Raw genomic sequence first — 12981 nt, forward strand, 5'->3', positions numbered from 1 at the left:
ACCGTCATCCGTCACCACCCCCGGCAGATGCCCCCACCCCGAGCAGCAGCCGGACGACAGGAAGCACGGCGTCGGCGCGGGCCGGGTCGAGGTCGGCGGCGAAACCGGGTGGGAGCCCGCCCACGGTGGACGCCGACCCCGGACTGCCCGGCCCGCGCCGAACCAGCTCCCCCAACGATCTGCGCACCCCGGACTCGTACGCCGAGAACGTGCGCCGCAGCAACGGCAGCACGTCGGTGAACGCGTCGGCCGACACCCCGGTGAGCCATCCGTCCACCAGCGCCAGCAACCGCTCGTCGTGGACGAGGAGCAGCCCACCGCCCGAACCGCCCCCGACGAACCCCTCGATCCAGGCGGCGGCCTCCCCGGGAGGCGTGCCCGGGGACAGGGCGAGGCCCATCAGACGGGCGGTGTCGTCGTCGGTCAGCTCGCCCTCGTCGAGCAGGATCCGCGCGCACCGGCCACGGATCACCCCGGCCACGCTGTCGCGCCCGGCAAGGGTGCGCAGCACCGCCCGCCAACGGTCCCGCAGCCCGGCGTCCTCCAGCAGCGCGACGGCCCCGTGCACCCCGTCGACATGGCCGCGCAGTGCGGCGGCGGCGTCGGCGTCGAGCCCCGCGCACGCCGGGGGCAGCCCGACGAAGACCCGCTCGGCGAGGCCGGCCGCGACCCCGGCGAGCGCGGCGGTGTCGGTGCCGCGCACGTCGCCGTAGCGCAGCGCGCGGACCAGGGCGGGCAGCGCCTGGGCGAGATGGCCGACGTCGGCGTCCAGGGCGGCCCGGTCCGCCAGCACCTGCATGACGGTGGGCAGCGCGTCGGCGAGACCGGCGAGCAGGCAGTGCTCGGCGAGCGCGGTGACGTCGGCGAGCGCGGACGCCCCGATGGCGTCGGACTCCGCCTTGGCGGTGGCGGCGGCGAGCACGGTCGTGCCCCACACCCCGGCCTCGGCGACCCGCACCGACAGCTCCGGCTCCCAGCGCAGCCGCCAGCTCTCGCGGAAGGTGCCGGTGGAGCCGCGCGCGGAGCGTGCCGGTTCGCCCCAGGCGATGCCGAGCAGCCGCAACCGGTGCAGCAGTCGGCTGCGCGCGGCGTCGGTGTCACCGCGCAGATCGAGGTCCAGCTCCTTCTCCAGCGCGGCCGGCTTCAGCCGGAGGGAGCGCTGCTGCTTGGTGAGGTCGCGCTGCAGCGGCACCGCGGGCGCGCTCTGCGGCACCTCGCCGAGGTCGTCACCGACCACCAGCCGGTCGTGGATCAGCGCCAGCGGAACGTCGGACCCCTCGCAGAGCACGGCCCGCACGGCGTCGATGGTCTCGGTCAGCCCCGCGAGCGGCCTGCCCCGCATCACCGCGAGGGTCTCGGCGAGCCGGACGGCCTCGATGACATGGGCGGACGACACGATGCGGTCCTCGGCGCGGAGCAGCCCGGCGACCTTGGTCAGCCACCGCTCCACGGGCCGGTCGGGAACGCTGAACAGATGCCCGTACCACCCCGGCGACTCGATGCCCGCGCCGTAGCCACTGGCGCGGGCGAGGCGGCGGTGGGTCCACGGCACCCACGTCATGTCGACCTTTGCCTTCGGCAGGCCCTTGAGCAGCGCCCGGTCGGCGGCGACGGTCGTCCTCCGGCGCAGCGCGGGCACGTGCCACGCCCCGCACACCACCGCGACCTCGTCCCCGGATCCGAACTCGCGCTGCGCGGACCGTATCTGGAGCCTCATGTACGCCTCGCGGACCAGGTCGCGGCTGTGCCCGCCGTCCCCGTACGAATCCCGCAGCGCGCCCATCGCCTCGCCGAGCGCGGCGAACGCGTCCCCCTCGCGGTGCTCGACGACGTCCTCCCACCAGCGCTCCGCGTCGTCGTACCCGGCCGTCTCGGCCAGGACGCCCAGGGGATCGATGCGGACGGAGTCCGCTTCCTTCTGTTCGGCGGCCTCCCCGGTCTCCCCCACCTCTTCGTCCCCGTCCGTGTCGCGCAGCGCGAGGCTGTGCGCCGCCGGGAGGTCGATGAAACGGACCTGCGCCTTGTGCTCCAGGGCCCAGCGGATCGCGACCCACTCGGGCGAGAACTCGGCGAACGGCCAGAACGCCGACTTCCCCGGCTCGTCCACGACATGGGCGAGGAGGGCGACCGGTGGCCGCATGTCCGGCTCGCCGGCGAGCGGCACCAGGGCGTCCGCCTCCGGTGGCCCCTCGATGAGGACGGCCGCCGGACCCGTCTCGTCCAGCGCGCGCCGCACGGCACGCGCCGAGCCCGGCCCGTGGTGCCGCACACCGAGCAGCAGCGGGCCCGTCATGCGCTCACCTCGCGGCAGGCCCGGTAGAAGTCCTTCCACCCGTCCCGCTCGCGCACCACGGCCTCCAGGTACTCCTGCCAGACCACCCGGTCCGCGGCCGGGTCACGGACCACGGCGCCGAGGATGCCGGCGGCGATGTCGGAGGGGCGCAGCACACCGTCCCCGAAGTGGGCGGACAGGGCCAGACCGCTGGTGACCACGGAGATCGCCTCCGCCGTCGACAGGGTCCCGCTCGGCGACTTGATCTTCGTACGGCCGTCGGAGGTCACGCCGTCGCGCAGCTCGCGGAAGACGGTGACCACCCGCCGGATCTCGTCCATGCCGTCGGGGGTGGTGGGCAACTCCAGCGATCGGCCCACCTGTTCGACCCGGCGGGAGACGATGTCGACCTCCGCCTCCACGCTCGCGGGCAGCGGGAGCACCACCGTGTTGAACCGGCGGCGCAGCGCGCTCGACAGGTCATTGACGCCGCGGTCGCGGTCGTTGGCCGTCGCGATCAGGTTGAAGCCGCGGACGGCCTGCACCTCCTGGCCCAACTCCGGTATCGGCAGCGTCTTCTCGGACAGGATCGTGATCAGCGTGTCCTGCACGTCGGCGGGGATCCGGGTCAGCTCCTCCACCCGCGCCGTCATTCCCTCCGCCATCGCCCGCATGACCGGGCTGGGCACCAGGGCGTCCCGGCTCGGGCCGTGCGCCAGGAGCTGCGCGTAGTTCCACCCGTAGCGGATGGCCTCCTCCGGGGTGCCCGCCGTGCCTTGCACCAGCAGGGTCGAGTCGCCGCTCACGGCCGCCGCGAGGTGCTCGGAGACCCAGGTCTTCGCGGTGCCCGGGACTCCGAGCAGCAGCAGCGCCCGGTCGGTCGCCAGGGTCGTCACGGCCACCTCGACGATGCGTCGCGGGCCCACGTACTTCGGTGAGATCACCGTGCCGTCCGGCAGCGTGCCGCCCAGCAGATAGGTGGCGACGGCCCACGGCGACATCCGCCAGCGGGCCGGTCGCGGCCGGTCGTCCTGCGCCGCCAGCGCGGCGAGCTCGTGCGCGAACGCATGCTCGGCGTGCGGCCGCAGCGCCTGGTCCCCGGTGTCGGACCCGGCCTGCTCCTCGACAGAAACGGTCATGGCTGTCCCCCTCCAACTCGCGTCCAACGCGCGTCGCATCACTTCGAATCGCCCAGCTCGAACCAGCACGGCAGGACGGTCCGACCGCCTTCGCCGCGCGTTGGTTCCACGGTGCACCACGCCACTGACAATCGAGGTCGCGCGAACGATCCCCGCAGGTCAGAACGGTTTCCGGGGAGATTGTCAGTGGCGGGACCTACCGTCGGAGACATGACTCAGCAGGGGGTGCGCTGGACGGCGGACCAGGTGCTTGCACTGGCGCCTGACGCCGCGTCACGCAAAGCGGGAAGCAAGCTCGGGACGGCGGGACCCTGGTCGCAGACCGGGAGTTCGGACGAGGGGGCGGTGTGGGGACTGTGCAAGGGCAGCGGCAGCAAGCCGTACCAGACGATCGTCGACACCGGCGCGGACGGCAGGGGCAACGGCCCGGCGTACAAATGCAGTTGCCCGAGCCGGAAGTTCCCGTGCAAGCACGCGCTGGGACTGCTGCTGCTCTGGTCGGGCGGCGCCCAGCAGGTGCCGGACGGGCAGGCGCCGCCGGAGTGGACGGAGCAGTGGCTGGCGGGGCGCAGGGAGCGGGCGGCGGCGAAGCGGACCGAGCCGGACGGCGGCTCCGGCACCGCGCAGGCCGACCCGGAGGCGGCCCGGCGCAGGGCCGAGCGGCGTGCGCAGCGGATCACCGCGGGCGCCGCCGAGCTGGAGCAGCGCCTGACCGACCTGCTGCGCGGCGGTCTGGCCCAGGCGGAGCGTGCGGGGTACGGACTGTGGGAGGAGACGGCGGCCCGCATGGTCGACGCACAGGCCCCCGGACTCGCCTCTCGGGTGCGGGAGTTGGGGGCGATACCGGGTTCCGGGCCCGGGTGGCCGGTGCGGCTGCTTGAGGAGTGCGCGCTGCTCCACCTGCTCGACCAGGGCTGGCTGCACCGCGCCGAGCTGCCCGAGGACCTGGCGGCCACGGTCCGCTCCCGCGTCGGCCTGCCCGCGCAGGCCACGCTGCCCGCGCAGCGGGACGACTGGCTGATCCTCGCCCAGTACGACTCGGCGGACGGCCACCTCACCACGCGCCGCGTCTGGCTGTACGGGACGGCGACGCACCGCACCGCGCTCCTCCTCTCCTACGGCGCCGCGGGCCGCGCCCCGTCGCTGGCCCTGCCGGCCGGCCTGACCCTGGACGCCTCGGTCTCGGGGCACCCCGGCGGGACGCTGCGGGCGGAGCTGGACGAGCAGTTCGGGGCGGCCCTGCCGAAGGGCGTCCGCCCGGCCGGGGTCGAGGTCGGCGCGGCGCTCGCGGCGTACGGCGAGGCGCTCACCGCCGACCCGTGGCTGGAGTCGTGGCCGGTGACCCTCGCGGACGTCATACCGGCCCGCGACCCCGACAGCGGGAGCTGGCAACTGGCCGACGCGGAAGGGAAGACGGCCCTTCCGCTGGCCCCGCAGGCGGCGGCGACGTCCGGGCTGTGGCGGCTGGCCGCGGTGTCCGGCGGGGCGCCGGTGACGGTGTTCGGCGAGTGCGGGCACCGGGGGTTCCGGCCGCTGGCCACCTGGACCGGGGCCGCCGGTGAGGTCATCTCGCTGTGCTGATGCGGGCGTTGCCACCGATTCGACAGACCAGAAGGGATCCAGCATGACGCAGACCGCCACGGACACCTGGGACAGCCTCGTCACGGCTGCCCTGCTCGGCACGGAGCGGCGTTCGGGCACCAGCCCGCGCGCGCTGCTCGACGAGGCCGCCGCCCAGACCGTGCGGCGCCGCGCGGGCCTGCGTCCGGCGCCGGCCGCGGCGCCGCCCGAGCCCGCCGCCGAGGACCCGCGCCCGTCCCTGCCCGGGGCCGCGCGCCGACGGCTCGCGATGCTGCTCACCGACCGCCCCGGCACCGGCAGCACCCGCCGCGGTTCCACGCCCGACCTGCTCGAACTGCTCCCGCAGTGGCTGGCCACCGCCAACGACCAGGGCTACGCGCCACCGCCCGAGCTGCTGCCCGCGCTGCTCGACGCCGCGCGCGGCCGCACCGATCTGCGTCCGCAGGCGCTCGCCTTCGCCGGGCCGCGCGCCCTGTGGCTCGGCCGGCTCAACCCGGACTGGAAGTTCGCGCTGCGCGCCACCCCCGGAGCGAGCGCGGCGCTGCCCGCCCCCGAGGACACCGAGCGGGTCCGGTCGCTCTGGGAGGAGGGGCTTTTCGCGGAGCGGGTGGCGCTGCTCTCCGCGGTCCGCGCGCACGACCCCGAGGCGGCCCGCACGCTCCTCTCCGGCACCTGGAGCACGGAGCGGGCCGAGGACCGGCTGATGTTCCTCGACTCCCTGCGCACCGGGCTCGGCGACGCGGACGAGCCGTTCCTGGAGCAGGCGCTGGGCGACCGCAGCAAGAACGTGCGGGCGACGGCGGCCGAGCTGCTGTCCGCGCTGCCGGGTTCCGCGCTCGCCGGCCGCATGGCGGAGCGGGCCCTGTCGTGCGTGGCGCTCGACCGGACGACGGCGACGATCACCATCGAGGCACCGCACGAGTGCGACCCGGCGATGGAGCGCGACGGCGTCGTCGCCAAGCCGCCGGCGGGGCGGGGCGAGCGGTCGTGGTGGCTGGGCCAGTTGGTGGAAGCCGCCCCGCTCGACCGCTGGCCGGACAGGCTCGGCGGGCGCGGCGCGCAGGAGATCGTGGCCCTGCCGGTCGCCGACGACTGGCAGGGCGAGCTGCACGCCGCATGGTGCAGAGCGGCGGTGCGCCAGCGTGACATCGGGTGGTCGCGGGCGCTGCTCGGCACCGCGACGGCGGCCGGGGCGGCGGGGCCCGGCGCGGTGTCGCTCGCGGAGCGGGCGAAGCTGCTCACCGCGCTGCCGCGGGACGAACGGGCCGAGTGGGTGGGCGGGTTCATCGCGGCGCACGGGCTCTCCGAGGCGTTCCAGCTGCTCGGGGTGTGTGCCACGCCGTGGGCGGTACCGCTCGGGCAGGCCGTCGTCGACGCGCTGAACATCGCGCGCGACGCGGGGAGTTATCCGTGGAGCTTCAGCGGGGTGATGGGGCTCGCGGAGCGCTGTCTCGATCCCTCGGAGGTCGACCGTCTGGACGCGCTGACGGCCGCCGTGGAGGAGCCGGAGGGATCGGCGCCCGGGGCGGGTGGGTACTGGGCGGAGGCGTTTCAGCGGCTGGCCGGCACGTTGCGGCTGCGCCGGGCCATGCGGGAGGAACTGGTGCCGCCCGCTTGAGGGGGGCGGTTCGTCGTCGGGTGCCACCCGGTGGGGCTTCTCGCGCAGTTCCCCGCGCCCCCTGGGCGAGCGGAGCTCGCTTCAGGGGCGCGGGGAACTGCGCGAACAGCCACGACGCGAGCGGCACCCGACGACGAACCCGCCTCCGCCCAACCCCCGGAGGGCCTACGCTTCGGCGGGCTGGCGCACGTTCGCCCTGACCCACTCCACGATGGACGCCGTCGTCGCCCCGGGTGTGAAGATCTCCGCCACGCCCTTGTCCTTCAGCGGCGCGATGTCGGCCTCGGGGATGATGCCGCCGCCGAAGACCTTGATGTCGGCGGCGTCCCGCTCGGCCAGCAGCTCGATGACGCGCGCGAAGAGGGTGTTGTGCGCGCCGGAGAGGATGGAGAGGCCGATCGCGTCGGCGTCCTCCTGGATGGCGGTGTCCACGATCTGCTCGGGGGTCTGGTGCAGACCCGTGTAGATGACCTCCATGCCGGCGTCGCGCAGGGCACGCGCGATCACCTTGGCCCCGCGATCGTGGCCGTCGAGCCCAGGCTTCGCGACGACCACGCGGATCGGACCGGCTGCCACACCCATCACTGCCTCCCTGAAGCGACTGCCCCCGGCTACCCCGTCGTGGACAACCGAAGTGAACGAACGTTATCGACAGCATCCCGCAACCGCCCGTTTCACGGTGCGGACCGAGGGGGAAATCACACGTGGGACACGTTCGCTGCGCGCCGCATCCCCGCTGGACGGCTCATCGGCCACCACCGGGACGGGCGCGAGGGGAGCCGCTACGAGATCTCCGCGCCACCGCGCCGTCAGCCGCACGGCACGGTGGCACGGTGTTCCCGTCGTCGTGCGGACCGACTCGCCCGGGCCGATGCGTCGGTACATCGACCCGCGGCGCATCCGGCTGCTCGGCCGGCTCTCCAGGGAGTGCACACGGGGGACAGCTGGGCCCCCGTGCGCCGACGGGAGGTCGACCGATGAAGGTCACGAGGGTGCTGCCCTTTCGCCCGCACTGTCATCTGCTGCCGACGAGACTGGCCGGTCTCTCGATCGCGCTGCTGAAGGCGACCGCGCTGGAGCTGGCCATCCTGGCCGGGCATCTGCTCCTCTACCCCTCGGGCGTCCTCCCCGAGCGACCAAGGCCACCGGCCCTTCCACCCGTTCCGCCGCACGACGCGGACCCGGCGCCGGAGGACCTCCTGGACCCCGCGGTACCGGTGGAGACGGCGACGGCCGTCGCGCCCCGCCTGCCGGCCCCGGCGAAGCCTCCGGTGCTGCTGCTGCACGGCTTCATCGACAACCGTTCCGTCTTCGTCCTGCTGCGCCGCGCGCTGGCCCAGCACGGCGGCCAGCCGGTCGAGTCGCTCAACTACTCGCCGCTGACCTGCGACATCCGCGCGGCGGCCACGCTGCTCGCCCGGCACGTGACGCAGTTGCGCGAGCGCACCGGGCAGCAGCGGATCGACATCGTCGGGCACAGCCTGGGCGGCCTCATCGCGCGCTACTACGTACAGCGGCTCGGCGGCGACGCGCACGTCCGCACCCTCGTCACGCTCGGCACCCCGCACGCGGGCACCCGGGTGGTGCCGCTCGCGGACGCGCATCCGATCGTGCGGCAGATGCGGCCCGGCTCGTCGGTGATCGAGGAGTTGAAGGAGCCGGCGCCCGGCTGCCGGACGCGTTTCGTGAGCTTCTGGAGCGACCTCGACCATCTGATGGTTCCGCTGGAGACGGCCTGCGTGGACCACCCCGACCTGCTCGTCCAGAACGTGCGGGTGACCGGCATCGGACATCTGGCGCTGCCGGTGCACCCGGCGGTCGCGGCCGGTGTCCGGCAGATCCTCGACGCCGCGCCCACGACGGAAGGAGTGCGCGCCGCCGACTCGGTCGGCGGTCTGACGGTGGCCTGACAGGGGCCTGACGGCCGCCGCACCCGGCGCTGAGGTCGAACGTTTCTCGAACTCAGCGCCAAAGCTGTGCCCACAGTCCACCGAAAGACGGGCGATTGCCCGTTTCCGCGGGGCGGGAAACCTGCGGAAGATTGTCGCGCCCTCGTACTGCCGGGTACAGTCGCCGCACTGCTCTGGCAGCCCCTGTTGTCGAGGCGAAAGAGAAGTTGGTGAACGACCGTCATCCGTCGGGGACCGCGCACTACGCGGCACACGACGGTTACTCCACGACCAGCTTCGCCACCGATCCGCTCTTCGGTGACCTGCCGGGCGACGGCTCCTACGACACGGGTTCCCACCCGCACGTGGCCACGGCGACCGCCACCGGGCCCGGCTACGACACGGGTTCCTACGACACCGGTCACTGGTACGCCGACCCCGGCCACCAGCAGCAGTACACCGACCCGTACGCGTCCTCGTACGACACCGGCGGCTACGACACGACCGGTGCCTGGCCCGCCCCCGGGTACGAGCAGGCCCCGGGCATCCCGGCCCAGTCCGGCACGGCCGGGCAGCACACCGGGCAGTGGGACACGACGCCGTACGACGGCACGCAGACCTTCGGGACCCAGACCTTCGAGACCCAGAGTTTCGAGACCCAGACCTTCGGGACCCAGGCCTTCGAGACCCAGAGTTTCGAGGCCCAGAGCTTCGAGACCCAGGCCTTCCAGGCGCCGGTCCTCGACCCCCAGCACCTCGCCGCGCAGACCTACGACACGCAGACCTTCGAGTCGCCGGTCTTCGGTGCGACGGCGTACGACACGGGCGCGTACGACGCCACGCAGTGGAACTCCGCGGACAGCCCCGTCACGGACACCGGCCGGATGGAGGCCGTGCACGAACCGGCGCCGCATCAGGCGCCGGACGAGCACGACGCCGCCGAACCGGTCGCCGAACATCCCGAGCAGCCCGAACACCCTGCCGAGGAGCGGGAGTTCAGCTCACGCGCAGCGGCCCGCGGCCGGTCCAGGCGGCGGACCCCCGCCCGGCGCTCCGCGCTGCTGACCGTCGCCGTACCGTCGGTGTGCGTGGTCGGCATCGCCGGGATCGCGGCGGCCTCGGTCGGGGTCGGCGGAAGCGGTGACGACACCGGGACGCAGGCGATGACGGCGTCCGACGCGACCGCGGTGAAGCCGTCCGCGGCCAACAACAAGCTGGACACCCAGCTCGCCGATCTCTCCCAGGACGCCGGTGACTTCGCCGACCGGGCGAGCCGCACCCAGGAACGCATCGACCTGAAGGCCAAGCAGGAGGCGGACCGCAAGAAGGCCGCCGAAGAGGCCGCGCGCAAGGAGGCGGCGCGCCCGAAGTTCGCGCTGCCGGTGAAGCAGCACGGGCTGAGCGCCTACTACGGACAGGCCGGCATCAACTGGATGTCCGTGCACTCCGGCATCGACTTCCCCGTGAGCTACGGGACCCCGGTGATGGCCGCGACGGACGGCACCGTGCGGACGCAGTGGAACAGCGCGTACGGGAACATGGCGATAGTGACCGCCAAGGACGGCACCGAGACCTGGTACTGCCACCTCTCCGCGCACACCGTGATGAGCGGCCCGGTCAAGGCCGGGGACGTCATCGCGCGGTCGGGCAACTCCGGGAACTCGACCGGACCGCACCTGCACTTCGAGGTACGGCCCGGCGGCGGCTCGGCGATCGACCCGCTGCCGTGGCTGCGCAGCCACGGCCTGGACCCGACGTAACCCCGCGGGGTCCGGCGCCCGCTACAGCTTCTCGACCGGCGCGTACCGCAGCAGCAGCCGCTTCGGCTTCGGGTCGCCGAAGTCGATCGTCGCCTCCGCGTTCGACCCCGAGCCGTTGACCCCGACCACCGTGCCCAGGCCGAACTGGTCGTGCGTGACGCGGTCGCCGACCGCCAGGGACACCACCGGCTTCTCGTTCGCCCGGCGCGTGGCGAACGCCGGGGTCGACGAGCGCGAGCGCGACGAGGACAGCGAGGCCGCGATGCCGCCGCCCATGCTCTTCGTCGAGGCCGCCGGGGTCGAGGGGCCGGTGCGCTTCCAGTCCAGGTGCGCGGCCGGGATCTCCTCCAGGAACCGGGACGGCGGGTTGTACGAGGGCTGGCCCCAGGCGCTGCGCATCGAGGCACGGGTCAGATACAGCCGCTCCCGGGCGCGCGTGATGCCCACGTAGGCGAGCCGGCGCTCCTCCTCCAGCTCCTTGGCCTGGCCGAGCGAGCGCATGTGCGGGAAGACGCCGTCCTCCAGGCCCGTCAGGAAGACGACCGGGAACTCCAGGCCCTTGGCGGTGTGCAGGGTCATCAGGGTGATGACGCCGCTGCCGTCCTCGTCCTCGTCGGGGATCTGGTCGGAGTCCGCGACGAGGGCGACCCGCTCCAGGAAGTCGGAGAGCGTCCCGCCGGAGGCCGGGGCCTCGGCACCCTCGGTACCTTCACCGTCCGAGGACGCCTGTGCCTGCTCCTGCTCGAACTCCAGCGCCACGGCGGCGAGTTCCTGGAGGTTCTCGATGCGGGTCTCGTCCTGCGGGTCGGTGGAGGCCTGGAGTTCGGCGAGGTATCCGGTGCGCTCCAGGACCGCTTCCAGGACCGTCGCCGGGCCCGCGCCCGACTCGACGATCGTGCGCAGGTCCTCCATGAGCGTGTTGAACCGCTTCACCGCGTTCGTCGAGCGGGCCGCCATGCCGTACGCCTCGTCGACGCGGCGCAGCGCCTGCGGGAACGAGATCTTCTCGCGCTGCGACAGCGCGTCGATCATCGCCTCGGCGCGGTCGCCGATGCCGCGCTTCGGCACGTTCAGGATCCGGCGCAGCGGGACCGAGTCCTCCGGATTGGAGAGCACCCGCAGATAGGCCAGGACGTCCCTGACCTCCTTGCGCTCGTAGAAGCGGACACCGCCGACGACCTTGTACGGCAGGCCGACGCGGATGAAGACCTCTTCGAAGACACGGGACTGCGCGTTCGTCCGGTAGAAGACGGCGACGTCGCCGGCCTGGGCGTCGCCCGCGTCCGTGAGGCGGTCGATCTCGTCGGCGATGAACTGGGCCTCGTCGTGCTCGGTGTCCGCGACGTAGCCGGTGATCTGGGCGCCCGCCCCCGCGTTCGTCCACAGGTTCTTCGGGCGACGGGACTCGTTGCGCTCGATGACCGCGTTGGCCGCCGAGAGGATCGTCTGCGTGGAGCGGTAGTTCTGCTCCAGCATGATCGTCGTCGCGTTCGGATAGTCCTCCTCGAAGTCGAGGATGTTGCGGATCGTGGCGCCGCGGAAGGCGTAGATCGACTGGTCGGCGTCGCCGACGACGCACAGCTCGGCCGGGTCGGCGCCCTCGCCGTCCGCCGGGCCCACCAGCTCCTTCACCAGCGCGTACTGCGCGTGGTTGGTGTCCTGGTACTCGTCGACCATGACGTGGCGGAAGCGGCGGTGGTAGTGCTCCGCGACGTCCGGGAACGCGCGCAGGAGGTTGACCGTCGTCATGATCAGGTCGTCGAAGTCCAGCGCGTTCGCCTCGCGGAGGCGGGACTGGTACATCGCGTAGGCCTGGGCGAGGGTCTTCTCGAAGCCGTCGGCCGCGGTGGCGGCGAAGTCCTCCTCGTCGATCAGCTCGTTCTTCAGGTTGCTGATCTTGGCGCTGAAGGACTTCGGCGGGAACTTCTTCGGGTCCAGGTCCAGGTCCCGGCAGACCAGGGCCATGAGGCGCTTGCTGTCGGCCGCGTCGTAGATCGAGAAGGAGGACGTGAAGCCCAGCTTCTTGCTCTCGCGGCGCAGGATGCGCACGCACGCGCTGTGGAAGGTCGACACCCACATCGCGTTCGCCCGCGGGCCGACCAGGGCCTCGACGCGCTCCTTCATCTCGCCCGCGGCCTTGTTCGTGAACGTGATCGCGAGGATCTGGCCCGGGTGGGCACCGCGCTCGGCGAGCAGGTACGCGATGCGGTGCGTCAGGACGCGGGTCTTGCCGGATCCGGCGCCCGCGACGATGAGCAGGGGCGAGCCGCCGTGGACGACGGCCGCGCGCTGATTCTCGTTCAACCCCTCCAGGAGGGATTCCGGGTCGACCGCCGGGCGCGGGGCGCCGTCCCGGTAGTACGCGTCCCTGGCCGGGGGCACGTCGAACTTCCCGCCGAACAGATCGTCCGGAATCGGCTCCGGCGCGCCGTCGTCCGCGGGGTCCTCGGGCGGCGGCGGGGGCTGCTCCGCGCCGCTCTGGAGGCTGGCCAGGAAACTGTCGTCAAAGAGGCTGCTCATCGCCGTACGAGTCTAGGCCGCCCCACTGACACACCGCCGCCGCCTTTGCGATTCCGGGCTTCCGCCGCCCGGCGGGGACCGGGCGCGGCGCGTTCCGCGCGCCGTGGACCATGACGCAGATCACGCGGCCGCACCGCGTGCCGTCACACCGGCACACAGCCGGATAAAACGATCAAGAACGGGGTCTCCGGCACCCCTACGG

General features: G+C 73.3%; 8 protein-coding genes. 4 read left to right on the forward strand and 4 right to left on the reverse strand.

The window, feature by feature from the left end; translation table 11 throughout:
* Positions 1-4: 4 nt before the first annotated feature.
* Together ABT127_RS22410 and ABT127_RS22415 are read right to left on the reverse strand one after the other, a co-directional pair.
* Positions 5-2293, reverse strand: a complete 2289-nt coding sequence (locus ABT127_RS22410) for a DUF5682 family protein (protein WP_351452798.1) — start codon at positions 2291-2293, stop codon at positions 5-7.
* On the reverse strand, positions 2290-3411 hold the full coding sequence (locus ABT127_RS22415) for an ATP-binding protein (RefSeq protein WP_351452801.1): 1122 nt from the start codon (positions 3409-3411) through the stop codon (positions 2290-2292). The genes ABT127_RS22410 and ABT127_RS22415 overlap by 4 nt, the downstream gene beginning before the upstream one ends.
* Positions 3412-3621: 210 nt before the next feature.
* Between ABT127_RS22415 and ABT127_RS22420 the strand changes: the two genes are divergently transcribed.
* Positions 3622-4992 carry an SWIM zinc finger family protein gene (locus ABT127_RS22420; RefSeq protein WP_351452804.1) on the forward strand — a complete coding sequence of 457 codons (1371 nt, stop codon included), beginning with the start codon at positions 3622-3624 and terminating at the stop codon, positions 4990-4992.
* A gap of 43 nt (positions 4993-5035) precedes the next feature.
* Complete coding sequence (locus tag ABT127_RS22425; protein WP_351452807.1) at positions 5036-6610, forward strand: DUF5691 domain-containing protein; 1575 nt, start codon at positions 5036-5038, stop codon at positions 6608-6610.
* Positions 6611-6775: 165 nt separating this feature from the next.
* Here the strand turns inward: ABT127_RS22425 and icmB are convergent, their stop codons facing one another.
* Positions 6776-7192 (reverse strand): coenzyme B12-dependent isobutyryl CoA mutase small subunit, encoded by a 417-nt coding sequence (icmB, locus tag ABT127_RS22430; RefSeq protein WP_351452810.1) that lies wholly within the window; start codon positions 7190-7192, stop codon positions 6776-6778.
* Positions 7193-7587: 395 nt separating this feature from the next.
* Here icmB and ABT127_RS22435 point away from each other — a divergent pair, with 395 nt between their 5' ends.
* The gene (locus tag ABT127_RS22435) at positions 7588-8520 is read left to right on the forward strand and encodes an esterase/lipase family protein (RefSeq protein ID WP_351452813.1); all 933 of its coding nucleotides are present in this window, start codon (positions 7588-7590) and stop codon (positions 8518-8520) included.
* A gap of 209 nt (positions 8521-8729) precedes the next feature.
* Complete coding sequence (locus ABT127_RS22440) at positions 8730-10259, forward strand: M23 family metallopeptidase (RefSeq protein ID WP_351452816.1); 1530 nt, start codon at positions 8730-8732, stop codon at positions 10257-10259.
* Positions 10260-10280: 21 nt separating this feature from the next.
* On the opposite strand, the gene pcrA is transcribed toward ABT127_RS22440, so the two are convergent.
* Positions 10281-12779: a DNA helicase PcrA gene (pcrA, locus tag ABT127_RS22445; protein ID WP_351452818.1), complete on the reverse strand. Its 2499-nt coding sequence runs from the start codon at positions 12777-12779 to the stop codon at positions 10281-10283.
* Positions 12780-12981 lie beyond the last annotated feature (202 nt).

The sequence above is a fragment of the Streptomyces sp. NPDC001904 genome (assembly GCF_040297005.1).
Classification (GTDB): Bacteria; Actinomycetota; Actinomycetes; order Streptomycetales; family Streptomycetaceae; genus Streptomyces.

Coding starts and splice junctions, on each gene's coding strand:
- ABT127_RS22410 (WP_351452798.1), bottom strand. CDS start 2,293: ATGACGGGCCCGCTGCTGCTCGGTGTGCGGCACCACGGGCCGGGCTCG.
- ABT127_RS22415 (WP_351452801.1), bottom strand. CDS start 3,411: ATGACCGTTTCTGTCGAGGAGCAGGCCGGGTCCGACACCGGGGACCAG.
- ABT127_RS22420 (WP_351452804.1), top strand. CDS start 3,622: ATGACTCAGCAGGGGGTGCGCTGGACGGCGGACCAGGTGCTTGCACTG.
- ABT127_RS22425 (WP_351452807.1), top strand. CDS start 5,036: ATGACGCAGACCGCCACGGACACCTGGGACAGCCTCGTCACGGCTGCC.
- icmB (WP_351452810.1), bottom strand. CDS start 7,192: ATGGGTGTGGCAGCCGGTCCGATCCGCGTGGTCGTCGCGAAGCCTGGG.
- ABT127_RS22435 (WP_351452813.1), top strand. CDS start 7,588: ATGAAGGTCACGAGGGTGCTGCCCTTTCGCCCGCACTGTCATCTGCTG.
- pcrA (WP_351452818.1), bottom strand. CDS start 12,779: ATGAGCAGCCTCTTTGACGACAGTTTCCTGGCCAGCCTCCAGAGCGGC.